Origin of the sequence: Paenibacillus thermoaerophilus (assembly GCF_005938195.1) — a bacterium.
Classification (GTDB): domain Bacteria; phylum Bacillota; class Bacilli; order Paenibacillales; family Reconciliibacillaceae; genus Paenibacillus_W; species Paenibacillus_W thermoaerophilus.
In genome coordinates this window covers 14,420-40,248 of record NZ_VCQZ01000014.1, presented here as the reverse complement: position 1 = coordinate 40,248, position 25,829 = coordinate 14,420, and the positions used below count along the sequence as shown (strand labels likewise).

Annotated in this window: 19 protein-coding genes and 1 pseudogene; 5 read left to right on the top strand and 15 right to left on the bottom strand. The window is 61.2% G+C overall.

The window, feature by feature from the left end:
- Positions 1-423 precede the first annotated feature (423 nt).
- Entirely contained in the window at positions 424-798 is a 375-nt protein-coding gene (locus FE781_RS11025) for a DnaJ family domain-containing protein (protein ID WP_138789683.1), read from the top strand.
- A gap of 74 nt (positions 799-872) precedes the next feature.
- On the opposite strand, the gene FE781_RS11020 is transcribed toward FE781_RS11025, so the two are convergent.
- The 4 genes from FE781_RS11020 to FE781_RS11005 all read right to left on the bottom strand — a co-directional run bounded on the left by FE781_RS11020 (position 873) and on the right by FE781_RS11005 (position 4,558).
- Positions 873-1,949 carry a DUF3048 domain-containing protein gene (locus tag FE781_RS11020; RefSeq protein WP_170209516.1) on the bottom strand — a complete coding sequence of 359 codons (1,077 nt, stop codon included), beginning with the start codon at positions 1,947-1,949 and terminating at the stop codon, positions 873-875.
- Between the two features lie 321 nt (positions 1,950-2,270).
- On the bottom strand, positions 2,271-3,152 hold the full coding sequence (locus FE781_RS11015) for a helix-turn-helix transcriptional regulator (protein ID WP_138789681.1): 882 nt from the start codon (positions 3,150-3,152) through the stop codon (positions 2,271-2,273).
- A gap of 54 nt (positions 3,153-3,206) precedes the next feature.
- On the bottom strand, positions 3,207-3,917 hold the full coding sequence (locus FE781_RS11010; protein WP_138789680.1) for an MBL fold metallo-hydrolase: 711 nt from the start codon (positions 3,915-3,917) through the stop codon (positions 3,207-3,209).
- Positions 3,914-4,558, bottom strand: coding sequence for a TetR/AcrR family transcriptional regulator (locus FE781_RS11005; protein ID WP_138789679.1), 645 nt, complete (start codon positions 4,556-4,558; stop codon positions 3,914-3,916). Before FE781_RS11005 ends, FE781_RS11010 begins: the two co-directional genes overlap by 4 nt.
- Before the next feature lie 262 nt (positions 4,559-4,820).
- Here FE781_RS11005 and ilvA point away from each other — a divergent pair, with 262 nt between their 5' ends.
- From ilvA to FE781_RS10990, 3 genes are all read left to right on the top strand, one after another.
- Positions 4,821-6,083 carry a threonine ammonia-lyase IlvA gene (ilvA, locus tag FE781_RS11000; protein WP_138789678.1) on the top strand — a complete coding sequence of 421 codons (1,263 nt, stop codon included), beginning with the start codon at positions 4,821-4,823 and terminating at the stop codon, positions 6,081-6,083.
- Between the two features lie 108 nt (positions 6,084-6,191).
- A complete protein-coding gene (locus FE781_RS10995) occupies positions 6,192-7,100 on the top strand; it encodes a MerR family transcriptional regulator (RefSeq protein ID WP_138789677.1) in 909 nt (302 codons plus the stop codon).
- 71 nt (positions 7,101-7,171) lie between these two features.
- The gene (locus FE781_RS10990; protein WP_138789676.1) at positions 7,172-7,645 is read left to right on the top strand and encodes a GNAT family N-acetyltransferase; all 474 of its coding nucleotides are present in this window, start codon (positions 7,172-7,174) and stop codon (positions 7,643-7,645) included.
- A 117-nt stretch (positions 7,646-7,762) separates the two neighbouring features.
- On the opposite strand, the gene FE781_RS10985 is transcribed toward FE781_RS10990, so the two are convergent.
- From FE781_RS10985 to hprK, 3 genes are all read right to left on the bottom strand, one after another.
- Complete coding sequence (locus FE781_RS10985) at positions 7,763-8,473, bottom strand: HAD family hydrolase (RefSeq protein ID WP_138789675.1); 711 nt, start codon at positions 8,471-8,473, stop codon at positions 7,763-7,765.
- A 771-nt stretch (positions 8,474-9,244) separates the two neighbouring features.
- Positions 9,245-10,066, bottom strand: a complete 822-nt coding sequence (locus tag FE781_RS10980) for a formate/nitrite transporter family protein (protein ID WP_138789674.1) — start codon at positions 10,064-10,066, stop codon at positions 9,245-9,247.
- Between the two features lie 98 nt (positions 10,067-10,164).
- On the bottom strand, positions 10,165-11,079 hold the full coding sequence (gene hprK / locus FE781_RS10975) for an HPr(Ser) kinase/phosphatase (protein ID WP_138789673.1): 915 nt from the start codon (positions 11,077-11,079) through the stop codon (positions 10,165-10,167).
- Positions 11,080-11,206: 127 nt separating this feature from the next.
- Here hprK and FE781_RS10970 point away from each other — a divergent pair, with 127 nt between their 5' ends.
- Positions 11,207-11,545 (top strand): L,D-transpeptidase, encoded by a 339-nt coding sequence (locus FE781_RS10970; protein ID WP_138789672.1) that lies wholly within the window; start codon positions 11,207-11,209, stop codon positions 11,543-11,545.
- A 66-nt stretch (positions 11,546-11,611) separates the two neighbouring features.
- Here FE781_RS10970 and FE781_RS10965 read toward each other — a convergent pair whose 3' ends face one another.
- The 8 genes and pseudogenes from FE781_RS10965 to FE781_RS10930 form a co-directional block, all read right to left on the bottom strand.
- Positions 11,612-11,974 carry an STAS domain-containing protein gene (locus FE781_RS10965; protein WP_138789671.1) on the bottom strand — a complete coding sequence of 121 codons (363 nt, stop codon included), beginning with the start codon at positions 11,972-11,974 and terminating at the stop codon, positions 11,612-11,614.
- Positions 11,975-11,982: 8 nt separating this feature from the next.
- The gene (locus FE781_RS10960) at positions 11,983-12,408 is read right to left on the bottom strand and encodes an ATP-binding protein (RefSeq protein ID WP_138789670.1); all 426 of its coding nucleotides are present in this window, start codon (positions 12,406-12,408) and stop codon (positions 11,983-11,985) included.
- A complete protein-coding gene (locus FE781_RS10955; protein WP_138789669.1) occupies positions 12,392-14,041 on the bottom strand; it encodes a PP2C family protein-serine/threonine phosphatase in 1,650 nt (549 codons plus the stop codon). Before FE781_RS10955 ends, FE781_RS10960 begins: the two co-directional genes overlap by 17 nt.
- Complete coding sequence (locus tag FE781_RS10950) at positions 14,025-15,518, bottom strand: PP2C family protein-serine/threonine phosphatase (RefSeq protein ID WP_138789668.1); 1,494 nt, start codon at positions 15,516-15,518, stop codon at positions 14,025-14,027. The genes FE781_RS10955 and FE781_RS10950 overlap by 17 nt, the downstream gene beginning before the upstream one ends.
- The gene (locus FE781_RS10945; RefSeq protein ID WP_170209515.1) at positions 15,508-17,220 is read right to left on the bottom strand and encodes an AfsR/SARP family transcriptional regulator; all 1,713 of its coding nucleotides are present in this window, start codon (positions 17,218-17,220) and stop codon (positions 15,508-15,510) included. The genes FE781_RS10950 and FE781_RS10945 overlap by 11 nt, the downstream gene beginning before the upstream one ends.
- Before the next feature lie 182 nt (positions 17,221-17,402).
- On the bottom strand, positions 17,403-19,157 hold the full coding sequence (locus FE781_RS10940) for a copper amine oxidase N-terminal domain-containing protein (protein ID WP_138789666.1): 1,755 nt from the start codon (positions 19,155-19,157) through the stop codon (positions 17,403-17,405).
- A 183-nt stretch (positions 19,158-19,340) separates the two neighbouring features.
- Positions 19,341-19,784, bottom strand: a pseudogene (locus FE781_RS18085) (group II intron maturase-specific domain-containing protein); the annotation flags it as partial.
- Positions 19,785-20,069: 285 nt separating this feature from the next.
- Entirely contained in the window at positions 20,070-25,808 is a 5,739-nt protein-coding gene (locus FE781_RS10930) for a bacterial Ig-like domain-containing protein (RefSeq protein WP_138789665.1), read from the bottom strand.
- Positions 25,809-25,829 lie beyond the last annotated feature (21 nt).

The following is a 25,829-nucleotide window of genomic DNA, read 5'->3' as shown; positions in this document are numbered from 1 at the left end:
CCCCTTGTGCCTACAAAGATTCGACGCGAATTCCTGTATTCCTTCACGCGATAGGCCCTAGTTCCTACCGGATCGGCGACGATCCGCCGCAGGCCTGTTCGAAACCGGCGATCCGGGAAGCGCCGGCCGCAAGCATCCGGCTGAGACCACGGAATCCAACCGAATCCCGGGAGCGGAGCATGGCGGGCAGAGCCGAGCGCAATCGGATATGGCCTCGCGGCCGCCGAACAACGTGTACAACACCGGCGGATCCGTTACAATAAGAATACTCGGGCTGATCAGGACGAGAGACGAGAGCGATTACCGGCAGGCGCAGCGCCCGATGATGTCCGGGCTTCGCTCCGGCCGTGAAGGCGGCCGGGAGCAGCCGGACGATGCCTGCTGCCCGCACCCTTATACGAAATCCGGTAGGAGGACATACGGATGGATTGGAAAATCAGTCTGGCCGAGGAACGCATCCGGGAAGCCCAACGCAACGGAGACTTCGACAATCTCCCCTTGCTCGGAAAGCCGCTGCCGAAAGACACCCTCGAAGGGGTTCCCGAGGAGCTGCGAATGGGCATGAGGCTGCTGAAAAATGCCGGCATGCTTCCGGAGGAGCTGCAGCTTCTGAAGGAGATCGCCTCCATCGAGGATCTGTTGCGCTGCTGCCGGGACGAGGAAGAAGCCGCCCGCTTGCGGAACGAGCGCTCCGCCAAGCAGTTGCGCTTTCAGCAGTTGGCGGAAGCGCGGGGGTGGGACCGGCAAACCGCATTCGCCTTCTACCGCGAGAAAATCGAACGAAAATGGACCGAATAGGCCATGCGCGACCTCCTTGCCTCAAACGAAAACCGGGCCGCTCGGCGGCCCGGATGAATACGGATGATGGCCTGTTATTGCACGGAATAAGCGGTGCCCGCAGGGACGATCTGCACCCAGGTCGTACCCGGCTTCAGCGCGATTTCGCGTCCGTCGATCGACGCCCGCAAAATTCCGTCCTTGCGCGCCCATTTGATCTCCCTCGCTTGCCCTTCGGCCAGCCACATGCCCTTCCCCGGCCCGTCCAGATCGACATCGCGCCGTCCTTCCTTGTCCAGCACGACATGCTTCGTCTCCAGAATCAGCACGTTGGCCGCCGTCAGTTGCCGGTCCGACCGGGCGTCCTTGTGCGGCTTGCCTTCCATAAGCCGGCCGTACAGGCCCGTTGCCGCATCGTATTCGTAGGCGACGTCGTACCCTCCGATATACGGGATGTCCGTCCGTGCGGCGGAGCGGACCGTGGATGGCCCTTCGGGAGAGGCGGAGGCGGCTAGCGACCCGCCCGGCTTCGCGAATGCCGGCAGCGGAGGCGTCTTCCACTCCTGCCTGTACTTTTTGGCGGCGATGCCCTCCCGGATTTTCGCAATCGACGTGTACAGATTATGGGGGGCTTTGCGCGATTTGTCTCGCCAGTAGTAGCGGTCGTCGCCGTACACCTGGTCGAAATGGTTCAAGCCGCGCTGCTTGATCCGCGTAATGGCGGCCGGACTCCACCCCGCATGCACGAGCACCGCGTCCCAGCCTTCCCCCAACTCCACGTAGTACGGACGGATGCTGCGGACGGGCCCGATGACTTCCGGGGACTTGCTCTGAAAAAACGCGGCAAACCGGGTGATCTCGCCCTCGGCCAAAATCTCGTAGACGATGTCCGCCTCGTCCAGCCCCGTCTGGGGACGGGCGGCCGGAGAGTTCTCGATCATCACCATGATGGGTCTGTCCCGCACGGCGGTCGGGCTGCCCAGCCCCGTCAGCGGAAACGCAAATGGCTCGGGGGTCGGGCTCGGTGCCAACGAAGCGGACGGCGCCGCGGACGGAAGCGCCGACGGCGCGGGAACCGGCTCATCGGCAGCCTGCCCGCCGCAGCCGGCGGCCGTCAAGGCCACCAACCAAGCGGCCAAGCCAACCTTCCACCAGCGAGAGTCCTTGTTCAACAGCTTCCACACCTTTCTGTCGCCGGATCGGACTTGCCTATGGCATTCAGTATAATCCATTTTCTGGTCAAATTCACGAAGTTTCGTATTCGACCGTCCCCGGTGCGGTTATGCCGCTCCGCTCAACAGGCGAATCCTCGGTTTGTCTACAAGAAAAACGGCTCCGCCCAAGAGGCGAAGCCGTTTGCGCTTAGCGGTACAGCGGGAGAGTTTGAATCGCGGAGCTTGGCTCCCGTTATTCGGCAATCGCACCGTCCGGCGGCACTCGAAGCTGTTCGCCGGCCATCGGCTTCCCCCGCCCCCGCCTCCGGCTTGCAAATCCTACAGCTCAAAATCCAGGTTGGCCGGCTCCGGCGGCAGCGCGTCGAAGGCGGGATCGTCCGTCGTCGGGGTGCGTTCATCCACTTCGTCGAACCGGAAGCGGTCGACCCATACTTGCCCCCCTCCGGACAGCAAGATGCCGAAGGCGATCGCATGCGCGGACGGGGGGATGTCCAGGACGACCTGATAAGCGTTCCACTCCGCGGTGCCGGTGATGGGGCGTCCCTGCATGTTGTCGAACTTGAGCATCTCCCCGTTCCGATCGTCGACCCTCATCCAAAGACCGGCCCAGCCGGTCGTATTCTCGCTCTTCACGAAGGCCGACAGCCGCAGCCGTTTGGATGCGTATTTCTCTGCGCTGAACATCTGCATCAGCGTGACGAATCCGGTAGCCTCCTTCGTCTTGGACCTTAGCGTGGCGGAGGCTCTGCCTTCGTGAACCTCCTTGCGGTCGATGCCGACTTCGTAAGCGTCCGGAGACTGTCCGGTAATCGTCCAGCCGGCGGGTGCGGTTTGCATCATGGCGGGGGTTCCTCCTTGAATCAGCGATTTCGCATATTTGCGGTACTGGCCCGGGGTCAGACGGTACATTTTTTTGAACGCGCGCGTGAACGCCTCTTGGGACTGGAATCGGCAATCCAGCGCGATATCCAGAATGCGCTTGTCGGTATGCGCCAGCTCCGCCGCCGCCCGCGTCAGCCTGCGGCTGCGGATGTACTCGCCCAGCGTCGATCCGACCGTTCGGCTGAACAGCCGGTGCAGTTGGCGCACCGAGAACGCCGTCCGCCTGGACAATTCTCCGATCGGGACGTCCCGTTCCAGATTCGATTCGATGTGGGCGATTGACCGGCGGATGGCTCTGAACTGGTCCGATTCGTTCATGTCGTCTGCTCCTTCCCTCAGGCTCTGGAGTCAGGATATCATAGCTGCCGGGTCTTATTTTTGATCGAAAATGCCAACCTTCGCGTTCCGTACTCCCAGCCGCCGCAATTCCGCCTCCCGGTACGCGGGCATCTGCCCCGCCGGATCGAACACCGGTCCGCTGTGGCACACCTCCAGCCGTGCCGGACGGAGCCGGTCGACGATCTCGCTGCTGCGCACGGCCTCGGCCATATCGGCGGTGAAGGCCGGCATCGGACGCCGGACGGCGCCGCGCTTCGAGGTGAACAGATCGCCGGCAAGCAACACGGCGGCCTCCGGCTCGAAATACGCGACATGCCCCGGGGAATGGCCGGGGGTGTGATACGGCACAAGCCCGCCGATCGGCAGCAAGCGGCCGTCCGCATCCGTCTCGAGAGACCGCACCGCACCCGCGGCAACGACGGCCGCCGCCTTCTTCCGGCGCGGATAAGGGAGCCGCCCCTCCATATACGGAATCTCATCGCGATGCGCGTAGACCGGCACGGGAAACGCGTCCAGCAGCTTGTTTAACGCGCCGGTATGATCGGAATGCCCGTGCGTCAGCACGATCTGCTTCAACGGAAGCCCCGTATCCGCGATGAACCGCAGAATGCCGCCGGCCATCGGCCCGATCCCCGCGTCGACGAGCGTCAACCCTTCCTCGTCGACCACGGCCCAGACGGTAATCGGGATAATCAGCCAGCTCCGGAGTTTCCAGACGCGGGGCGAGATCGCTTCGATTTTCATGGGCGTTGCGCCTCCTTCTCGGATAGTTGGGCTTTAAGGCCCGCGAGCATCGCGTCGACGGCGGTGTCGAACGTGGACGACAGACGCTCCATCAACTCGCCGGACGATTCCGAAGATTGGTTGTACGTTGCCGCGATCCCGTGTATGAGGTAGAAGAAGATCCGGCTGCACGCCAGCAGCCTGTCGCCGTCGGACAGGCCCAGTTCCTCGCCCAGCGCCTGCTTCATCAAGTTAAACAGGCCGTTGCGCAGCCGGTTGATCTCCAGCTCGGGCTCGGCGATATCCACGCGGCCGGCTCCCGCGCCGAAAAAGATCGGATACATGCCGCGGTGCCGAAGGCAAAATTCGATAAAAAGCCGGCTCAGCTTCCGCAGCCGCTCCCCCGGCCGAACCCCCGTCCCGGCGGCCATCGCCGCCTCCATCTCTGCTCGCAGCTCCTCGAGCGGCGGCGCCGCCAACTGATGCAGCAGATCCGCTTTGTCCTTGAAATAAAGATAGATCGTCGTATGCGAGCACCCCGCCCCCCGGGCGATTTGTCGCATCGTCACCGACTCGTAGCCTTTTTCGCCGAACAGGCGTCCGGCCGCGTCCAGTATGGCCTTTTTCGTTTCTTCGGCGCGTGTCTCCTTTAAACTCGGCATGCCGCACCATCCTCCTAACCATCGGTTACTAACCTGTGGTTATATCATAACCAATGGTTACAACAGAGTCAATCGATATTGCCGGACCGCCGCACCGGCGCGTTGCCGCCGGGCTTCTCCGCTGCGATTGACATTCGCCCCCATCCCAAGTATAACAAGAATATTCCGACAACAGCCTGCGGCGAACCGTCCGTTCCGGGCGGCTTTTTTCGATCGGACGGCAATCCCCGACAGATCACCAACAGATGGAGACGTGATAGGAATGACGGAGCAGGAACACGTACAGATCGGCCTGGAGGAGATCGTTCAGGCGCAGTTGCATCTGAAGGAAGTGGTGAACCGGACGCCTCTCCAGCACAGCCGCGTGCTATCGCAGCGTTACGGCTGCGAGGTATGGCTCAAGCGCGAGGATTTGCAGGTCGTGCGGTCGTTTAAAATACGGGGCGCCTATCACCTGATCCGCTCCCTGCCCCCGGAGCAGTTGGAGCGCGGCGTCGTCTGCGCCAGCGCGGGCAACCACGCCCAGGGCGTGGCGTATTCGTGCCAGGCGCTCGGCATTCCGGGCAAAATCTATATGCCCAGTACGACCCCGCGGCAGAAGGTGAAGCAGGTGGCGTTCTTCGGCGGCGACCGGGTCGAGATCGTCCTGACCGGCGACACGTTCGACGATGCTTATGCCCAGGCGGTTGTTGCGGCGGAGCGGGACCGGATGGCGTTCATCCACCCGTTCGACGATCCGAAGATTATCGCGGGCAACGGAACGATCGGCCTGGAAATGATGGAGGACGCCCAGCAAACTCCGGATTATGTGTTCGTGACGATCGGCGGAGGCGGGTTGGCGGCCGGCGTGAGCGCTTATTTGAAGAAGGTTGCTCCGTCCGTCCGCGTCATCGGCGTCGAACCCGAAGGCGCGCCTTCGATGAAGCGGTCCGTCGAAGCGGGGGAAGTCGTCGCCCTGGACCAGATCGACAAATTCGTCGACGGAGCCGCCGTCAAGCGCGTCGGGGATTTGACCTACGAGCTGTGCAGCCGCCTGCTGGACGACGTGATCACCGTGCCGGAAGGCAAAGTGTGTACGACGATGCTCGATCTGTACAATGAAAACGCGATTGTCGCGGAACCGGCGGGAGCTCTGCCCATCGCCGCCCTCGACCTGGTACGGGATCGCATCGCCGGCAAAAACGTCGTCTGCATCGTCAGCGGCGGCAACAACGACGTCGACCGGATGCAGGAGATCAAGGAGCGCTCCCTGATCTACGAAGGGCTGAAGCACTACTTCATGGTCAACTTCCCGCAGCGGGCGGGCGCACTCCGCGAATTTCTCGACGACGTGCTCGGCCCGACGGACGACATTACGCGCTTCGAATACACCAAGCGGCATAACAAAGAGAACGGCCCGGCCCTCATCGGCATCGAGCTGAAGCGCCGGGAGGACTACGAGCCGCTGATCGAGCGGTTCGAGCGCAAGGGCTTCCAGTACGTGGAGCTCAACAAGGACCCGCTGCTGTTCAACCTGCTCATCTGAGACGGAGCGGCATCCGCGGGAGATTGCAGGCCTTCCCTCTTGACTTTCCCCTTGGGTCATGCTTTATCGTCTGGGAAAAAGGCTGCGATCAGCAAGGAGGAGGCGCGCGTGAAAATCCAGGAAGTGATGCGGCTGACGGGGCTCACCCGCAAGGCGATTTATTTCTATGAGAAGGAAGGGCTGATCCGCCCGCGCATCGACGAGACGAATCAATACCGGGACTACTCGGATGCCGACGTTGACCGGCTTCGGCTCATCGCGGCGCTGCGGTCGCTCGATTTTTCCGTGCAGGAGATCAAGCGCCTGCTCGACGGGCAAGAAACGCCGATCGAGCTGGTCCGGAGGCGGCTCGCCGGCATCCGGCAGCAAAAAGAGCAGCTCGACCGCGCGGAACGGGTGTTGGCGGCGTTATGCGAGGAACCTCTGGAATCCGGCGAGCTTCTAAGGCGTCTCCGCGCGGAGGGCGCATCGTATGACCAGTCCCGCCGCCTGGATGCCGACTATCTGGCCGGCCGGCTGCTGGAGTTGTTCCCCGGCGCGTTCGGCCGGCTGCTGTCGCTGCACTTCGGCGCGTTCCTGGACGAACCGCTCGATTCCCCGGCCAAGGAGCAGGCTTGGCGCGAGCTGGTCGACTATCTCGACGCCGCCGGCGAATTCGAGCTGCCGCCGGTGCTGAAAGAGCTGGACGCCCTGACGGAGAGCGACTTTGAGCATATCCGCATGGCGAGTCTGGAGCACCTTCGGCCGTACCTGAACCCGGACGACGAAACGTACGGCAGGCTGCTCGCCCAGGCGCGCGCGGCGTTGAATTCCGTTCCTTTTCAAGCCTATAACCGCAGCCAAGCGGAGTTTATGGCGCCGCTCAAGCGGGAATTGGCGGCCAAAGGCTTTTACGAGGGCGTCGTCAGCCGGCTGGAGGTGCTCAGCTCCTCCTACCGCGCCTATCGGGATACGTTGCGCAGGCTGCAGGACGATCTGGGAATCGATTACGGCGAACAAGGGTTGATCGTCTTTTAATTCGAGCTTGCGCCGGGTCCGCGCATCCGATAGCATAAGGAGAAAGATTCCATACACGAGGAGACGTTCTTATGCCGGATATGCTCGTCAAATTATACGATTTGCCCGAACAAGAGACGCTCAAGCGCCAGTTGGCCGCGTCGGGGATCAAGATCGTGCGCGCGCTGGCGCCGCAGAAGCATCTGGTCACCGAATGGGTGCGCACCAAATTCCAGCGGCAGTGGGCGGACGAATGCGAGGTCACGTACTCGCGTGTTCCCGTCTCGACCTTTATCGCCGTGCACAACGGGGAAATCGTTGGATTCGCGTGTTACGATTCCATCTGCAAAGGCTATTTCGGCCCGACGGGAGTCGACGAATCGATGCGGGGCAAAGGCGTGGGCAAAGCGCTGATGCTGGCCTGCCTGCACGCCATGGCGGCGGAAGGCTACGGCTACGCCGTCATCGGCGCGGCGGGTCCGGTCGACTTCTACAAGAAAACGGTCGGCGCCATCGAAATTCCGGATTCCTCGCCGGGCATCTACGGCGCCATGATCGGTCGGTAAGGCGGACTCCCGCGGACTGCGATCAGCCCATAAGGGCGCACCCCGTCGCTCGATGTCCAACTGGGCAACGACGCGCGGCGATGCGCCCTTTATGATTGATCGCCTAAACCTTTTACCCTATAAAACGGGAAGCACGCGCTCCAGTTCGGTCAAGCGGCGAATCACCGCAAGCGGCCGGACTTCTCCTTCCGGCACCGGCAATCCTTTGCGGTTCAGCCAGACCGCGTCCATGCCCGCCCGGATCGGCCCGGCTACGTCGTTGTTCCACGAATCGCCGACGAACAAAATATCCTGCGGACGCAGCCCCAATACGCCGATCGCGTGGCGGTAGATGGCAGGGTCCGGCTTCTCGTATCCGATCCGCTCCGAGATGAACAGAAGCTCGTCCGCGAAAACGTCCAGCAGGCCGACCGCTTCGAGCTTGTCCTTTTGCCAGTCTTCCTCCCCGTTGGTCATAATCGCCAGCGTATACGAGCGCCCCAGCCGTTCGATCAGCCGGGTGACCTCCTCGCTCGGATTGATCTTCGTTTTGCTGATGCGTTTGTACAGCCGCTCGAAGTCCTCCGCCTCTTCCGTTCCGATCCGCCGCCCTCTCTCGCCCAGCACGTCGATCAACCGGCGATGCCGGAACTGGTCCAGCGTGATCTCCCGGCGCAAATAAAGCTGCTCGTACGCCAGATCCTTCTCCCGGTACGCTTCGTACAGCTCGCGCATGTCGAATTCCCGGGTCAACGGGTGAAGGCGCAGCGCCTCCCGCACGCTGTCTTCCCAATACTCGTCGAAATACACCAACGTATCGTCCAAATCGAACAGGATAGCCTTGTGCATGATGTCCCTCCCGTTTGTCGTCCACCTGTATCGTACGGTGACAGCGGCGGAAACTCCTTGTCCGGCGAAGTGTCGTGACGCCTCTCCGTCGTGCGTATGCCTCCCCGCCCCGTCATCCGGAGGGGGCCGTTCGAACGGGAAAGGCCGCCTCGGACAGGCCGGGGACGCCCGAGCGGGACCCCGCTGTCCGGACTCCTGGACAAGCTGGCCGCGAACCGCAGGGAGCGCTCGTCTCAGGTTATGCGGAGCCGGGCATCGCCGTGACTGCGCAGGCGGAAAACGGGCGGTTGCGGTTGTACGGTTATCCGCCCGCCTATACGCGGGAACCGCCGGAAATCCGCGGCCCGTGACAGCTTAGCGATACAAAATATCGGCAAGGAGCCGGATTCCCCGTTCGTTCCGCCGATTTCCCGGCGTTAGCGATATTTTGCATCGTTAAACGATCGAACCATAGGCGGCACGGTCGCGTTAACGATATTTTATAGCGCAAACAACCTCGGCGGGTTTAGGCGGCAGCCGCCCGGCGTCCGGCGCCGGCTCATCTCCGGGCCGTGGCGCGGCAGGCAGCAGGGGACGCGTTCGCCCCGCCCCGAAAAGGCAACCCCCGCCGCGTTCCCGACGGAGAACGGACGGGGGGCCGTTTAATCGGGGGAACCCGGCGGCGGCGCCGCGTTGCGAAACCGGATGATCGAGAAATCCGTCAGTCCGGAGGCCACGATCAAATCCCGGATCGGGTGCAGGTTCGGCGTGAGCACCGCTATCCCCTCTCGCTTACCGCTCCCGCGCCGCCTTCCGCCCCGGATCGCCTGCGGCTTCCTTCGCTTCCGGCAGCTTGTTCGCGAAATGGTACATCCACCCCATGAACACCGCGCCTCCGATCCAGTTGCCGATCGTCACGGGGATCAGATTGTCCGCCACCCCGCCCCACGTGATCGTATCCGGATGGTCGAGCACCAGCGCGATGGCGAACGTGCACATGTTGGCGACGCTATGCTCGTACCCCGAGATAAAAAAGCAGAACACAAACAGCATCATCGCGAACATTTTCGCGCCGTCGCCCCGCATCGACATCGGCAGGAAAAAAGCCAGGCAAACCAGCCAATTGCACAAGATTGCCCGGAAAAACAGCTCCGTCGGAGCCGCGTTCATTTTTTTCTCCACGACGCTGAGCAAAAACGCGTTCACCGAGCTCTCGTCGAACAGCCCAGTCGTCCAGATCAGCAGCGCGAAGACGCCCGCTCCCAGCACGTTGCCCGCGTAGCTGACCGCCCACATGCGCCCCGCCTCGCTCCAGCGCAGCCTGCGGCGCAGCGCTCCGAGCGTGTAGTAAAACGTATCGCCGGTGAACAGATCCCCTCCGCCGTAGACGATCAGGATGATCGCCGCGCCGAAGGCGAGAGCCGCGACCGGATACGCCAGAGGCGATTGCTCCAGATAAAAGAAGCTGCCCGTCTTGAACGCCACGATCACCCCGAAGCCGATAAACATGCTGGCCAGCATCGATCTCAGCACGTACCGGAGCGGGCTGGCGCGGAACAAGTCCCGCTTCTTGCAAGCCAGCTTCTCCACATTCGCAAGCGCCCGTTGTTCCATAACCGTCACCCTCCGCCGTCGTCAATAGCCTTATCTTAAACAAACGAAGGGCGGTCGGGTGTGACAATTTTCACGCGGAACCCCGCGCGAGGGCCGCATCAGCGGAAGTCGGCCTCCAGACGCTTCATGAACTCCTCCATCGCGCTGTAGCCCTGCTGCCGCAAATACCAGTTGTTGGCCGCGGCTTCGATCAGACCCGCCACGTCGCGCCCCGGCTGCAGTTGAATTTCGATATGCGGAATTTTGACGCCCATATATTCGGTGAACTTGGACTCCACGTCCAGCTCGTTGTTCAGCTCGTTATCCCGCCACTTGGTCAGCTCGATATCGAGCGCGATGCGCGTCTCGTCCTGGAACGCCTTGCGTCCGTACAGGCGCACGACGTTGATCAGCCCGATGCTGCGCAAGGCGAGAAATTCCTTGTTTTTGTCGTTGTGCGTGCCGAGCAGCGTCTGCGGACTGAGCTTCTTCAGCACGACGATGTCGTCCGCCACAAGCCGGTGGCCGCGGCGGATCAGCGTATGCGCCGTCTCGCTCTTGCCGACGCCGGAGCTTCCGCGCAGCAGGATGCCGATGCCGGAGACGTTGACGCAGACGCCGTGGATCGAACACTCGGGGGCAAGCGACTTAGTCAAATACGCGTCCAGCTTGGGGAAAAATTCCGCCGTCGTCTCCGGCGTGCGAAGCAGCGGAATTCCCTCTTGGTCGCAGTATTTTTTCAAATATTTAAGCCCGTCCTGGTTCCATGTCACGATGAAGCAGGGCGGGTGGTATTTGACGATATTGCCGATGTGGTAATTCCGTTCCTCTTCCGTCTGCTTGTGCAGATACGTAATTTCCTTGCGCCCGAGCACCTGAACCCGTTCCGTGGGGAAAAAGTCAAAATACCCGACGAATTCCAGGCCCGGACGGTGGCCCTTCGGCTTCGTGATGGTACGGTTCAGGCAAGAGCTCCCCGCAAGCACTTCGAGCGAGAATCTCTCGACGAGATCTTGTACCGTAATGGATTTCATTTAGGGCATCGTCTCCTTTCGCGTCATGCGTGAGAAATAGTAGTATTCGGCAAACGCACGGGTTTTCCTGCTTGTTCGAGAACTTGCCGCATTTGCCGGGCATATGCTGATACCGGGAGGAATGCTTATGCCGAACTACCGCATAATCGTCGACTTGTCCGACAGGCGGCTGTATCTGCTGGACGGCGATACCGTCGTGAGGCAGTTCCCCGTCGCCATCGGCAAGATGCTGACACAGACGCCGACAGGCGAATATACGATCGTCAACAAGCATCCGAATCCGGGAGGTCCGTTCGGCGTCATGTGGATGGGGCTGTCGAAGCCGCACTACGGCATCCACGGCACGAACGCCCCTTCCTCCATCGGGCAGGCGGTGTCGCACGGCTGCATCCGCATGTACAACCCCGACGTGCTGGAGCTGTCGAAGATCGTGCCGATCGGAACACGGGTCACGATACGGCCCTGATGCCGGCTGGCTCAAGCCCCGGGCGGCCGCACGCCGAGGGGCTTGCCGAGTTTGGGGCCGTCTCGGCTAGCGCAACTGTTCGATCCGCGACCGGATGGAATACTCATCGGGGAAAATCATCAGATAGTCGGTCAGACCGACCATTCTGAACAGCTTCTGGTAGTGGGGCGTCACTCCGCAGGCGAACGTCTGGCATCCCTTTCTGGACAACGAGCGCACGATCCGGATCAAGACGGCGATACCGAGGCTGTTGATATACGAGACACCCGCCAGATTCAGGATCAGGTAGGAGGCTCCCTGTTCCAGACCTTGCTCCCACTCGTACAGACTCAGCAGCGTTTCCTCCGAGTTCCGCGACAAATCTCCTTCCAATTCCAAAATCACAATGCCTTCCGCCACCCGCTTGCGGATACGAAGCTCCGCTTCCATAGAATCACCTACCGGTAAAAAGTCGCTTCCACATAAAACCAACCGTCGCATTGGCCGTATTCAAACCGGTCGGACAACTCCCGGATAAACAACAGCCCCCAACCGCGCGGATGCTCGGCTAACCAATTGTCCCGGATATCGGGGACGGGCAATTCGGGAACAACCGGTCCCCGGTCGCAAATCCGAAACTTCAACGACCGGTCATCCGCTTTCATGCTGACCTTGACTTCCTCGTCCCCTTCGGAATCGGTCCGGCCTCCATGCTCGAACGCGTTCAGGCAGGACTCGGCCACAACCGTCAGAATGTCGTCCAGCCGGTTGTTTTCCGGGTCGATCGTGCCGATCGCTTCGGCGATTTCGCGGATCACCGTTTTCTCCGCTCCATATCCTCCTTTGACGCTCCATTCCTTTGCAAAATTAGGCGATTCCGGCATGTTTGCCCCCCTCTGCGGCCAACGGCCGCAAGCATCTGACCAACACGACCGTACGATCGTCGCGCAAAGCCTGGTTCTCCGCACACAACTTCTCCAGCAGCAGCGAGAGTTGCGCGGAGGCGGGCAAATCGGTCCGGAGCCGCGCCATATGCTCCTCCCATCGCTCGAAACCCGGCATCTCCCCTCCGCAATCCGGATTTTCGACCGCACCGTCCGTATATAACACAAGCGATTCGCCCGGACGCATCCGGCAGGATATGCTGCCGTACGTGCGGTCCGGGTCGATGCCGAGCGGGAGAGAGGAGCACGGCAGCTCGACAGCCGTCCCGCCGCGGACCAGATACGGGGACAAGTGCCCCGCGCTGGCGTATTCAAGCCTTACTTCCCCGTCTTCGGCCTCCAGTAGGGCTACCCCCATCGTGACGTACCTCGTCCCCTGCGCGGCCCTCCAGACATGTCCGTTCAACCGTGTCAGCAGTTCCCCGGCACAGCGGATGTCCGGAAGTTCCAATCGGACCCCGGTCATCACGGCCGACATCAACAAAGCGGCCGACATCCCTTTGCCCGATACGTCCCCGATCATGACGGCGCTTCGCCGTTCATCCAGCCGCACCGCCTCGTAAAAGTCGCCGCCGACCTCTTGGCATTGCTCGCAGGACGCCGCGAACTCGACATGCGCAAGCTCCGGAATCCGTCCCGGAAGAAGCCGCTGCTGCACCTCGCGGGCAAGCATCAGTTGCCGGGCCACTTCTTCGTAAGTTCCCACGACGCGTCTCTGCACGACGTTAAACGATTCGGCCAACCGGCCGATTTCGTCCAACGACGCCAGACGGATCGGCTTCTGCACAGCATCGCCGGGAGCTTGGCTCAACCGGTCGAGCGCTTCGATCAAACGGCGCAGTTCGCCGCGAATGCCGAGGGCGAACAAGACGAATATGCCTCCGGCAAACAACGTGTAGGCCGACATCAGCAAAAGCAGCCCGGACGGGTTAAAAGAGCCGGAGGAACCGGCCGCGACAACATACCGGTAGGAAGCGGCGAAGGCGATCAGATAACAGACGGAGAATGCCGCGGACAACTGCTTCGGCAACGATACGCGGCCGGCCGCGAACGCAGTCTCCGTCAAGGCCGTTCGCTCCAGGAAAGGGCGCAGCAACCTCCTGGCCACGCTGTACAGCAATACGGCGATCATGAGAGCAAGAGACAGTTCCGACAGGATGGTTCCGATCAGAGTCCCCCAACCGCCCCCCGGCGTCAAATCGTTGTCCCGCCGGAATTCCGCCAAATGAAACAACAAGATAAACAACGCCGACAGCAGCGTCATCCCCGCAAACAGCTCGGCGGGAAATCGCGCCAGCCTGCGGAATGCGCCCGCCCGAATCCCGGGGGATACGCTCCGCGATTCTCGCAGCGCGATGCGTAATCTCGCCCAGGTCATTCCCAGCAAGACAGCCGCCATCACCGCGTCGGAGATCAGGACAAACGGCACGTGGAACCGCAACTGGACGGTCGGCGGTATTCCGTGAATGAGTTGGTTGTTCAAAAATAGAAACAACGAACCGGCTCCCAATGCGGCCGCATATGCGGCGAACAGACGCCACAGCAGCGGCCCCGTCTCAACTTGCCCGGCCATCTGGTTCCCTCCCCTCCCGAACGGCTTGCGCTTCGAACCGCTCCCCCGCAAAACGTTCGGCCGTTCTTACTGCGATCGAAATCCGTCCTGACGGAACCAAAACCGACGAAAAGGTCGGCAGCCCCGCCGACTGAACGCCCAAAGGGCCAGATTCGGGCTCAAGCTTGCGGTCGGCGCCCGCAGGAGACGGTTCTATGGCCACCGACACTTCGCCCGCAACCGACCACTCGACGATACGTCGGTTCGGATCGATAACCGCAACGGCAATATGAACGCACATTCCCCCGGCAAGAAGCTCTTTCAGGGCAACGCCCAGCTCCGTCAGCCGTTCGCCCGCCGATATATCCGGACGCCATCCCGAACGCAACAACGTCAAGATGGCCGACATGACCAGCGCCGCCGGCAGCCTGTCGCCGACTACCCGGCCGGCAGCCAGCGCGATGCGTCCGTCCCCGGTCTGCGTCCAGTCGCAAAAACCGCCGCCGACGTCTTCAATCCGGTCGCAGACCGTTGCGACCCGCCAGAGCCCGATGTGTCCTTCCCGGGGAGAGAGCAGTTGCTCCTGAACTCGTTGGGCCAATTGCAACTCCCGGTCGTACCGGGCGTATTCCCGCTCGAAGCGATCCTGAAGAGCGTTATAGGCGGACGCGAGTGCTCCCGGTTCGTGAGACGAGATGATGGGAAGCCGTTCGAACAGGCGCCTGCGCGGCAAGCCGGCATTTCCCCGGATCCGCGAAGCCAGCAGATCCACATCCCGAAACAACATGGAAGAAACAAGCCACACCGCCGCCAGCGATACTCCGAATACGGCCGCTCCTATGGCCAACAGCACGGCAGGCTGCGGCTCCTCCCCGTCGCGGAACACGACAACTGCGTATACGAACAGGCGAATCTGCTCATAAACCAAACCAAGAGCGGCGATCGCCATCAGATCGTTGACCGCGCTCTCCCCTCGACTCTCTTCCCGGCGATACCATTGCAGGCTCCGGAGATACGGACGCAGCAGCCTTCTCGCCGCCGCGGCATGCACGAAGGCCAACGCCGCAAAGGTCGACAGATCGAAGGAAATTCCTCTCGCCAGTTCGCCGGCAGGAATCGGCGATGCGAAGGTCCAATCCCGGGCGGCCAAACGGTATACGGTAGTGATCGCGGTTCCGCAGCCGAAATAAAAGAGCCGGAGTTCGCCGGGAAACCGGGCCAGGCGCTCCCATGCCAGGCGAATCCGCTCCGGTTCGTCCCCGATGTTCCTTGTCCGGCGCAGCGGAACCAGGAGCCGAAAGAAAGTGAAGGCGCACAAACCGGCGAACAGAGGAATCAGCCCGATAAGCAAGCCACGCCAGACAAATTCGATATCTTCCGGCCCGCCTCTGCTCACATATTTCTTGGACACCAGCATGCCGAGAGCCGTCACGGCCGCCAGAACCACGTATAGACACGTAAGACGCCGCCACAATGGCCGGCCGTATTCAGTCTTCATGCCTTGTCATCGCCACACCTTCGGCCGAAGGCGGGACGAGCCCGAGTTCAACCCTGCTGATCGTCTCCCACTTGGCATACCAACGGGCCGCATCGGCATGACGGCCTCTGCCGGCCAGCAGATCCGCCAAAGCCAGGTAAGGTTCCTCCGCATACGAATCCAGGCCGATCCATTCGTGGAGGCAGAGTTCCGCCTTTTCCCAATCGCCCTGCTGTTCCGCATACAGCGCGCATCGGCGAAGCATACAAGCCTGCTTCCCCGCCAGACGCTCCCGTTTGCGGTCCAACCAAGAGGCGTAGGGCATTTCGGGGAGCAATTCCCCGTACAACTCGCCCGCTTCCGCATACAGCTCGCCGGACAACTCGCGTTCATGCTCCCACAGGCGGTCGGCCACTCGCATCAAAGTCTCGTACCGTTCGACATCGACGCTGTCGAACGCATCGCCGCGCAATTCAACCGATCCGTTCCGGACGATGACGCCGCCGGAAATCCGCAATTCGTCGCACAGCGTCCGCTTCAGGTGATGAACGATCACATACAACGCCTGCTGGGCCTTGTTGCCGTCGTCGCCAAGCGCCAGATCTTCCATAATCTGTTCCTTGGGGGACGAATAGTTCGGCTGCAGCAGCAGATAAACGAGCAGTTCCCGGCACTTTTTGCGCTTCCAGCGCAATTCGCGGATTTCTCGGGAACCGAGGCGGAAGCACAGTCCGCCGAACATCCGAACCTGCCAAAGACGGTCTTCCGACGCGGAGTGGAAGGCGTCCGCTTCCCGTGACGCCGGAGCCGATTCCGCCGCGTCAGGCAGACCGAGGAGACGGCCGATCGCGCAGCGCTCCCGGTTTAGTGCGGCGGCCTCTTCAACCCGGCCCAAAGCCGACGCGGCGAAATACAGTTCCCGGGTCAATTCGTGCTGAAGGCGCAGATCGGCCGCGTGACTCTCGCGAATGCGGTACATCCGCTGCATGGTCGCTTCCGTCCCGGCCCCTCCGGTCCGGACGAAACAGCGCAATCTGAGGGCATCCAGAGCCGCCGGCACATAATAAGGCGTTCTTCCGCGGACAGGCGGCTCCGCGCGGTCCAACCATGCGAGCGCTTTCTCCCATCGCCCGGAGCAAACCTCCCGCTGCGCGTTCAATAAAGTGTCGTACAAACCGACGGCATCGTCCAGAACTTTCCACCGGTTCATTCTCCATTCCAGCGACGCCCAATCCTCGGGCCGCAACCGATCCGCGGCATGTATCAGCAGATCGGCCATCGTTCGACAAGCCTCGTCGATCCGCCCCTCTTGTTCGAAACGATCGATAGCCTCGTACAACAAATCGAGCCCGTCTTCCGGCCTCCGGTTATTCGTTGCGCCGCTGATCCCCAGCACGCGCAAAAGCTCTCCGAACCGCCATTCTGCGGACACCCGTTCAAGTTCATCGGCCAAAAATTTCAGGAGAGCATCCGTCTCCGCACGATCCCCCATCCGCCAATGCACTTCGGCCAACGTTGCCATCGCGCTCAGCATCCCGTGAGTCATATATAGCGACGCCAGACCTTTGACCGCGCGCGCCAACGCCAACCGGGCGTCGACCAGCGAGCCTCTGTCGAACAAATCGCGGCCAGCCGCCTGCAGCAGCACAGGCGAACGGCCCAGTTCCTCCTCGGAAAGTCCGCTTTGGAGAAAAGCAAGCGGCAGGTCCGCCCGACCTTGCATGCATAATCGCTCCAAATGCAAGATCAACGCTTCCTGCCGCCGAAGGGAACCGCTCCCGCCCGGATCATCCGATAACATGCCCTCACCGCCCAAGTCCTGGTTCTTTATGCCTTGAAAGCATTATACCACAGGGAAGGGAGGACTATCTCTCCAAAAATATTCGCGGTACGCGTCCCGGAATCTCAGACGCGGGAACTCGCCTTATAGTACGGAATCCACATGACGCTTCCGTCGGTCCATCGGCCGCCGGAATCGTAAGCGACCATGAATTCGCCGTTCGGTTTGAGCAGCATCGTCCAATCATTGCCGCCCAGGCCGTCCTCCAGGATGATGGCCACATCATACCCGTATACTTCCCCGGGCTCCGCCGGTCTCCATCTGCCGGAAGCCGTACCCGAGCTGTCCGACATCACATACGTTCCGTCTTCCCGGACAGAGAGCGTTCCTTGTCCCGTTGTCGGTGTAAATTCATGCGTGGCGTAACCTCCCGTATCCTCGTAGTAGTAAGGCGTCGCTCCCCGTTCTATGAACAACTCCCAATCCCCCGTAAATATCGAATAATCGTAATCGTTCAAGACAGCGGTTCCGGCGTCATCGGGAGAATCGGACACCTTGTCGAGCTCGTAAGACGCGGGCAGCCAGCCGATCGTGGGAGCATGGTACAGCCCTCCGGGCGATTCCAGATAACTGGTGAGCAGCACGACGTTCCCGTCGCCGTCGAACGCCATCGCCCAATCCGTCTGATACTCCGCGCCGATCAGGATGATTGCGCGCTCATATCCCCGGATTTCGCCGACGGCGGCCTCGCGCCATACTCCTTTTTTGCGTTTCTCGTATTTCCTGTTCAAGATATACGTGCCGTTGTCGGATATGCCGATCAAATCATCCGCGTCATCTTCTATCCAGTCGTATTCGCCGAGGCGAATCGCCCACGTGCCGATCATCAGATCGAGCCACTGTTCCACGGTTCCCGAATTGTCGCCCTCGACCCGATCGTCGTGGATGCCGCTCAGACTGATTTTCCGGGTCTCGTGATCATACCCCACCTGGAAGCCGACGCTCTCCGTCACGAAGCGGATCGGCACCAGCGTCACGCCGTCCAGCAAGGCGGGCGCCAGTTCCAAGCGGACGGTTGAGCCGTCCACCCGCGCATAAGGATTGTTGATCCACAGTTCAACCAGATGGCCCCGGTGCCGGAGCGTCACTTTCTGTTCCGCGCCGTTCCATTCCACTGTTGCCCCTAGCGCTTCCGTCACAAATCGGACGGGAACGAGCGTTGTGCCGTTTATGATAAGGGGCGCTTTCTCCAGGATATAATCTTTGCCGTTTACGACCGCCGTCTGGTTGTCGAGCACCAGTGTGATGTTCACCTGGATGGGCGCAGGGGCGGGAGTCGGCTTGACGCCCGGCGCCGGCGTTGGCGCTTTGGTTGGAGTCGGCTTCGGCACTTGCGTCGGCGTCGGAGCGGCGGACGACGAGTCGCCTTCGAATACGTAACTGAAATGAACCTCCGTCGGCAGGATGCGGTCAATACGCAGTTTGGCGTAAGCGCCGTCGTGCAGCACAACGAGATAAACGTCGCCGGCAGCGATCGTATAGGAACTGAGGAACCCTTGCCGGTATCGGGGAGTGCGTTCCTCCAGCCGTTCGTTTAATTTCAGAAGGCCCTTCGCCCCAATCGCGCCGTATTGATTGATCACGATATCAGCCTTCGTCCCGTCGTCGGTAATCCGCAGATCGGACAGGCTCATGCCGCCTTTGTCCAGGACATCCCCCGTCCAGTTCAACGTGTAGGAATGCAATTCCTTATACACGGCCGTACGGACTTCTCCCCAGGACAAGTAATCGTCGCCGCTCTCGGCCGCCGAAATCCGAGGAACGAACGAGAAGGCAATCAGCATCGCGAACGTCAGCAACAACAAACCGAGTCTTCTCATCAAGTTAACCCTCCTTGTATCGAATGAGTTCCATTTGACTATACCCGAACGAACTTACAAATCCCTTACACTTCCGTCTGTAAGACAGGGATCGAGTCGGAGGGGGTGGCTAGCCCCCGTCCGCTCACACCACCTAGCATGCGGGCACCACTAGGCGGTTCCCAAAGGTTGACGATGTTCCTCCTAACGTTCAAGCAAACTGACAAGCCCTTGGCACTTCCAATAAGAGGTGTCAAGGGCGTTGTTCAAGTTTCGGGACATTTCCCATGGGCCCCGGCGGGCATTCTCCATTTGGTGCACCGCGAACTCCGGCACGCCCAGTGCTCGGAGTTCCCGGTACCGGGTTCGCACCCGTTTCCATTGCTTCTACAGACACATCCGAAGTCGATGCCGAATCTACCCGTCCAGTTCTTCGCATCGTTGCTTGGCCGCAGCCAGACGAAAATACCCGATCCATCCCATCAGATAGCGGTTCAGTTCCTCGATCCGTTGTTCCATGGAGACCGGTCGGGTTCTGGATGTGATCTGACGAATCTTTTCCTTGCAGCGTTTGATGGTCTTGGGAGCCAGTTGAATCGTCGCCTCCCGGTTCGCAAGAAAGCTGAATCCGAGAAACTTTCGATTCCACGACCACTGGGGTTTACAGGACTAGCTCTTGGTGGCTTGGGATTTCGTTGTGTTTGGGCAACTCATCCGACTAACCCTGCCTCCAATTGGGTTCGTGTACCTTGGCCCGTGCATTTGCCTCCGGCTTCCTTCAGATTCCGCCTCACGACGGACACCCTTGCCCTTGGCTACGGTAGGCGCTCGCCAGCCCCCGCTCGGGACTTTCACCCTAAAGATGACGTCCATGCTGGGCGTACCAAAAAAAAGCCCGAATCCGGCGCTGAATTCGGGCCTTCCGTTAGCCTTTCATGAATTGATGAATTCCGCATGCGCCAGCAGGCGCTTCAGCATGACGGCCGCTTGGGCGCGGGTCGCGTAGTCGCCGGGCGCGAAGGCTCCGCTTCCGACGCCGTCCACAATCCCGGCTTCAGCCGCTTGCGCCACTGCTTCTCTCGCCCAAGGCGAGATGTCCGCGCTGTCGGCGAACCGGTCGGCGCCGGCCGTGCCGGCCGCCCCCGGCTTGCCCGCCGCCGCCATGGCGCGGGCGATCATCGCCGCCATCTGCTCGCGGGTGATCGAAGCGTCCGGCCGGAACGTACCGTCTTCGAATCCTTCGATCAGTCCGAACCTCGCGGCCGCTCCGACCGCTCCCGCATACCAGGCGGAGTCCGCGACGTCGGAGAAGCCGGCTGCTTCGGCCGATTCCGTCAAGCCGAGCGCCCGGACGAGCAGCGCGGCGAACTGGGCGCGGGTGACGCGTTCGTCCGGAGCATACGCCGTAGCGGTCATGCCGTCTACGACGAGCTTCGAGGCGAGCAGTTCGACGTCCGACTGCGACCAATGGCCGGACAGATCGGCGAAGCTTCGCTCGTAACCGATCACGGCGTAGATGCTGTTGCCCGGGCGCTTCAGCGTCACGCGGGCGGCGCCGTCCCGCTCGCCGAACACGGACGGTACGAACGAGAACTCCCCGCTGGCCGGATCGTACAGCGCAACCGTCGCCCTGGCGGCGTCGACCGGCTGATTCAGCGTCAGCGTTCGCGACACGTACGTGGAGCCGAAGTCGTTCACCTCGACGCTTTGGCCGCCGGCCGATGCGGTCAGGCGGAATTCGATCGGCGCCGATTCAAGCGCCAGCCCTTCGGCTTCAGCCGCAGCCTCGATCTCCGCCAGGCCCGCTCCGGACACCGGCGCGATCGACAGCTCCAGCTCCGCCTTGTCCGTCCCCAGCCGCTTCTCCAGCGCAGCCTGATTCAATGCCGAGACCGGCAGATCGTACGTGACTCCGCCATGCCGGATCGACAGCAGCAGATCCGGAATCTTGGCAATCGCTTCGGTCAGCGAACCGGCCGGGAAGACGACCCGAACCGCCTCGTCTTCGCCCTTGACCTCGACTTCGATCGTCTCGGCGGCGGACGTGCGGGCGAGCAGCGCTTCCACCGCTTGGCCCAGTCCGTCCAGCACAGCCTTCGCCGTCGTCCGGCCGTCCGCCGTCTCGCGGGCCGGTTCCACCGACAACCGGACGCCTCCGTCCGTGTCCGTCAGCGTATATCCCGGATTCGCCGTCCCGGACCATGAACCCGAGCCCGGCTGAGCCGGCGGGATAAACTTGAGGAAGTCTCCCCATATGATGTTGCCGTCCTCGTCCCTCATATATTCGCTGACCGGCACGAGGCTCTTGAAGTTGGCGTCCGTCAGCTTCACGCCCGACTTGTTGACGGATTCCGTGCCGTTAAACATGAAGTTGGCATCGGAGTCCAATCGCGACGGGTATTGGTCCTTCGCGGTATAGCTCTTCTGGTACGACACGAACCCCTCGATCCGGAACTGTTCCTGAATGTTCGCATACGTCGTAAACACCAGATTCCCCTTGGCGTTGTCGAAGCCGATGTTGTTTTGGGCGATCACGCCCGGGTTGCTGTTGCTCGTAAAGCCGGCAGCCCCGTTGCCGAAGGCGATGCTGTTCTTGATGACATGCGGGACGTAGATGCCTTCCCCGCCCAGCTTGAAGCCGTTTTTGTCGCCCTTGCCCTCGTAGCCGTTCGTCAAGCGGCCGTTGCCGAAAGCGATGCTGTCCTCGATCGTTACGGCTCCGATCGGTCCCGAGCCCGCCTTCGTATACAGATCCCAACCGTCATCGATGTTGTTGTGCGCGATGGCGCCCCGGAAGACGTTGCCGGGACCGACCGTCAGCTTGGCCGCGAAGCCGTCCGCGTTGTTCTCCGACGGGTCGCGGTTGTCGAACGACGTGCAGTTCAGAATCAGGTTGTACGACGGCCACTCGCTGATATCGTTGGAGTCGTCCGTGCGGCTGATCTGAAGCCCCGTATCCCCGTGTTCGTAGAAGCGGCTGTTCTCGACGATGTTATGATGGCCGCCGATCGTAAAGCCCCTCGTATTGCCCGCGGAACGGGCGAAGTCGATGCCCTTCACATGCCAGTAGCTTCCGCTCAGCACGACGCCTTCCGACTTCTTGTCGAAGTCGATGACCGGCCTCGCCCCCGGCTCGGCCACCAGGTATTTCCTGTTCTCCGCGGTGCCGCTGTTGTCTTTCGGGATATCCAGCTTGGAGCTGCGTTTGTACGTGCCCTCAGCGACGACGATCTTCTGGCCCGGCCGGACGAACGCGATCGCCGTATCGAGGTCGAGCGGATTTTCCTTCGTGCCCGTTCCGGCGGCGGTTCCCGAAGGCGACACGTAAATGTCCCCTCCCGGCACATACGATTTGTGCGTGACGGTGAAATTCTTGACGATCTTGTCATAGGACGTCAGCAACTGCGTGTCGTCGGGCAAAAAGACGATGCTGAACCGATTGTCCGCTTGTTCCTCCAGCGTCGCGGATATCGCCGTTTGCTTGCCCGCTTCCGCCGCCAGATCCGCAGCGATCACCTTCGATCCTTGCTTCACCGTAATCCATCCGTCCACGGTCGGTTTGACGCGCAGCGTATAATCGGCGCTCGACGTTTTATCCAGCGACTGGATGGCGAAATCGGCTGTCTGCGGAACCGGGGGCGCTTCGACCTTGGGCGCGTCGGTGGCGGCCGCCGTGACCGTAAGCCGGATATTGCTGACCTCGATCTTCGCCTGACGAGCCGCGTAGAAGCCCACATAGATTTTGCCGTCCTGAACGTTCAGGATATCCGGCTCGTAGAAAATTTTCTCCGCCTCGTCGTTCAGTCTGGCCGTGTACCCGCTGTTGGTCTTCGCCAGCGTCAGCCGGTATGGCTTCTTCGGATGCGTATTGTCCTCGGTCGGCAGTTCATTCCGAAGCATGATTTTCCGGATGCCCTGGCTGCCCGCCCCGTCGGGCGACGTTACGCCGGTGCGGATGAAAAATTGTGTGCCGTTCGGATCTCGCGTGCCGCCGCTGTAGCCGCCCACAGCCGCGATATTGGAGGCGAACACGCTGGAATCGCCGGGCTTCCCGATGGCGTCCCGCGCCATGATGCCGAACGATTCCTGCCCGTCGTGAGGCGTCTTGGCGTACTGCAACACCTTGATGTCCGCCGACAACACGAAGTTATCCGCGGCCGCGTCCAGCTCCGTGTAGTAGAACGAGATGCCGTCGTGGTCGCCGGTGATTTTGCCCCCGCCGTCATTGGCTATGATCTCGACGACTGGCGACGGGGTTCCCTCGTTCTTGATATTTATCATGTTTTTGCCGCTGCCGGTCGATTGGCCGAAGACGATGGTCTTCCACTCCACGGCTGCCGCTTCTCTTACGGTCACGTTCAGCGTGATCGGCTCCAGCGACGGATCGTCCGGTATAATGCGGATGCCGTATACGCCCGCCGCATCGGCGCGGTATGCCGACGTATCGAGCGAATATTCGGCTTCCGCCAGCGCTTCCCGATCCCCGTTGTCGTACACTTTCTTGACGGCCAGTCCGGTTCTGTCGAACGCTTCTCCGACCGTATAGGTCGTCTTCGGATAAGCGGCGACCTCGATGCCCGTCAGTTCCTTTTGCTTCACGGTGACGGCGATCTCGGCCGTTTTCCCTTTATGGGCGACGACCACCGTTTTCTCTCCGGGCGAAGACGAATCCAGCGCGGACACGGCATACTCGTTCCGGAGCAGCCGCACCTCCGAGCCGTCGGCGTATCTCGCATAGACGACCATGCCGTCCGGGTCGAACGCGTCGCCCAAATCATACAGCGTCTTCTGCGGTCCCCGCCGGATTTCGATGCCGGTCAACTCCGTATCCATCACGCTCACCTCGAAGGACGCCGATATTCCGGGCGTTTCGGCCGATTGGACGTAAACGGCATAGCCGCCGGGCTCGTTGAAGACATAAGTCGCTTCGACGACAGTGGCGCCGGGAATGGAGATGCTGTACAGATCCTCCGTCAACGGCTGATCCTTCAGGAAGCCGTTGTCGTACTCGGCCAGCACGACGAGCCCCTGGGGATCGAACCGGTCGCCCGGATAATAGACCGTTTTGGCCGGAGGATAGAGAATGGTCATGTTCGTAACGGTAAGGGCGAGAATCTCCAGCTCAACGAACGCGGTCACCCCGTTGTAGCTGATCGTCAGCGTGTTGGGGCCGGGGGTGCTGCTGTTGAAGCCGGTTACGATATAATCCCCGGCGTTAAGCGGCGCGCTGGTGCCGTCGGTGTAGACGGCGGTCACCCGCAGCCCGGTCAGATCGAGCGGAGCGCCCTTGAGATATTGCGTCTTCATCGCGCTGGTATCGACGATCAGGCTGCTGACGACCTTCGCGTTGACCTGAATCTCGTAATCGCTGAACGTGACCGCCGCATCCCGTGCGACGTAGAGACCGGCGTAGATGGTATCCGTCTCCCAGCTGTCGAACGTGACGGTCTCGCTCTGGCCGTTCACCGTCATGACGAAGGTGAGGCCGGATTTTTTGAGGCTCAGATCGTACGTCTGATCCGGGGCAGGATTGTTGACCCCTGCGAACGGATTCAATTTGCTTTGCGTATAGGTCTTCGGATCGGGGTTGACGAGTTTCTTGTAAAATGCTTTCATCACCGTGTCCAGAGCGCCAACCGCCACGTATTCGGAGGTAAACGTACTCGTGCTTCCATGTTCTCCGACGGCCCCTCTCAGCATGAGGCCAAAAGACTTCTGATTGGCGTTATTGATGTCGCTGTTCCCGTTGAAGCTGATCACGGCCGCCTTGGCCCGAATCTCGAAGTTGGCGTCGGCCGGCAGCTCCTTGTAATAAAACGATATGCCTTCGTCGCCGCTTGCGATTTTGCCGCCGCCGGCCGACATCGTGACGCCTTGTTCATTCAGGGTCGGGGCCGGGTTGGCGGTCCCGCTCGTATTGCTGCCGAACGCCCGGAACTGCCAATCGCCGGTTTCCACTTCGCCTTCGATCTTCAGGCTGACGTTGCTGAACACCACCTTCGTGTTGCGGGCCGTGTACAACCCCGCGTACGCAACCGGGCTCGCATAATTCTCGATCGTTCTCGTCTCGCCGCCGATTCTGAGCTGGTAGACGTTCCCCGATTTCTTGATGCTCAGATCGTACGTTTGTCCCGCCGCTGGCTCCGGCGATCCGCCGAACGCGGCATGCTTGGCTAACACACCGCCTTGTCTGTCAAAGCTCATCATCTTCTGGTCGAGCGCGCCCAACACCAGAGTGTCCCCTGCGCCGTACACGTCGCCGCTGACGTTGACGTATGCTTCGTTCCGCAGCATCAAGCCGAACGAAACCTGGTTGTTCGCTGTCCAATGCTCAACCGTCGCCGTTGCCGTCAGTTCGAAGTTGGCGTCGACCGGAACACTTCGGTAGTAATAGGCGATTCCGTCCGTTGTACTGGAGATTTTGCCTCTGTCGTTCGAGCTCCTTAGAACCGCCGTGCCGTCCGCCTCCTCCTTGATTTCGAAGTTGTCCGGGTGAATCTTGTCTTGCCCGCCGACCGAACCGAACACGCTCCCCTGCCATTTGCTCGCAGCGGGAATGTCGATCATCGGCCGTTCGGAACCCGGCTCCGCCGCAGCAGCCGCCGGCGTTAACGCCGGAACCGACAACACCAAGGACATCAGCAGCGCCATCAACCGTTTTGACTTTTTCATCGTGCACCCGTCCTCCCCTTC

What these genes read in the sequence shown, in the direction of transcription:
- FE781_RS11025 (WP_138789683.1), top strand. Translation starts at nt 424, where the DNA reads ATGGATTGGAAAATCAGTCTGGCCGAGGAACGCATCCGGGAAGCCCAA.
- FE781_RS11015 (WP_138789681.1), bottom strand. Translation starts at nt 3,152, where the DNA reads ATGAACGAATCGGACCAGTTCAGAGCCATCCGCCGGTCAATCGCCCAC.
- FE781_RS11010 (WP_138789680.1), bottom strand. Translation starts at nt 3,917, where the DNA reads ATGAAAATCGAAGCGATCTCGCCCCGCGTCTGGAAACTCCGGAGCTGG.
- FE781_RS11005 (WP_138789679.1), bottom strand. Translation starts at nt 4,558, where the DNA reads ATGCCGAGTTTAAAGGAGACACGCGCCGAAGAAACGAAAAAGGCCATA.
- ilvA (WP_138789678.1), top strand. Translation starts at nt 4,821, where the DNA reads ATGACGGAGCAGGAACACGTACAGATCGGCCTGGAGGAGATCGTTCAG.
- FE781_RS10990 (WP_138789676.1), top strand. Translation starts at nt 7,172, where the DNA reads ATGCCGGATATGCTCGTCAAATTATACGATTTGCCCGAACAAGAGACG.
- FE781_RS10985 (WP_138789675.1), bottom strand. Translation starts at nt 8,473, where the DNA reads ATGCACAAGGCTATCCTGTTCGATTTGGACGATACGTTGGTGTATTTC.
- FE781_RS10980 (WP_138789674.1), bottom strand. Translation starts at nt 10,066, where the DNA reads ATGGAACAACGGGCGCTTGCGAATGTGGAGAAGCTGGCTTGCAAGAAG.
- hprK (WP_138789673.1), bottom strand. Translation starts at nt 11,079, where the DNA reads ATGAAATCCATTACGGTACAAGATCTCGTCGAGAGATTCTCGCTCGAA.
- FE781_RS10970 (WP_138789672.1), top strand. Translation starts at nt 11,207, where the DNA reads ATGCCGAACTACCGCATAATCGTCGACTTGTCCGACAGGCGGCTGTAT.
- FE781_RS10965 (WP_138789671.1), bottom strand. Translation starts at nt 11,974, where the DNA reads ATGGAAGCGGAGCTTCGTATCCGCAAGCGGGTGGCGGAAGGCATTGTG.
- FE781_RS10960 (WP_138789670.1), bottom strand. Translation starts at nt 12,408, where the DNA reads ATGCCGGAATCGCCTAATTTTGCAAAGGAATGGAGCGTCAAAGGAGGA.
- FE781_RS10955 (WP_138789669.1), bottom strand. Translation starts at nt 14,041, where the DNA reads ATGGCCGGGCAAGTTGAGACGGGGCCGCTGCTGTGGCGTCTGTTCGCC.
- FE781_RS10950 (WP_138789668.1), bottom strand. Translation starts at nt 15,518, where the DNA reads ATGAAGACTGAATACGGCCGGCCATTGTGGCGGCGTCTTACGTGTCTA.
- FE781_RS10945 (WP_170209515.1), bottom strand. Translation starts at nt 17,220, where the DNA reads ATGCAAGGTCGGGCGGACCTGCCGCTTGCTTTTCTCCAAAGCGGACTT.
- FE781_RS10940 (WP_138789666.1), bottom strand. Translation starts at nt 19,157, where the DNA reads ATGAGAAGACTCGGTTTGTTGTTGCTGACGTTCGCGATGCTGATTGCC.
- FE781_RS10930 (WP_138789665.1), bottom strand. Translation starts at nt 25,808, where the DNA reads ATGAAAAAGTCAAAACGGTTGATGGCGCTGCTGATGTCCTTGGTGTTG.